Source organism: Halomonas sp. ND22Bw (genome assembly GCF_003011945.1).
Classification (GTDB): domain Bacteria; phylum Pseudomonadota; class Gammaproteobacteria; order Pseudomonadales; family Halomonadaceae; genus Halomonas; species Halomonas halophila.
Map to the genome: position 1 here is coordinate 1 of NZ_PXWD01000719.1, position 277 is coordinate 277.

Annotated in this window: 1 protein-coding gene; it reads left to right on the forward strand. The window is 68.2% G+C overall.

Annotation, left to right across the window (positions count from 1 at the left end):
- On the forward strand, positions 1–277 hold a 277-nt coding region (locus CVH10_RS20000; protein ID WP_181244562.1), incomplete at both ends, for an NAD(P)-binding protein.

Sequence of the window (277 nt, forward strand, 5' to 3'; positions counted from 1 at the left end):
GTTGTCGAACGCGACCTCGACGATGCCTGAGATCTGTGGACGCATCTGCCCGCAAGACCGGCTGTGCGAAGGCAATTGCGTGATCGAATTCAGCGGCCACGGCGCGGTGACGATCGGTTCGGTGGAGAAATTCATCACCGACACCGCCTGGGCGGAGGGATGGGTCGAGCCGCGCGTCCCCGGGGCGGCGCGCGGCCAGTCGGTTGGGGTGATCGGCGCCGGCCCGGCGGGGCTGACCGCCGCCGAATATCTGCGCGCGCAGGGATATGACGTGCAC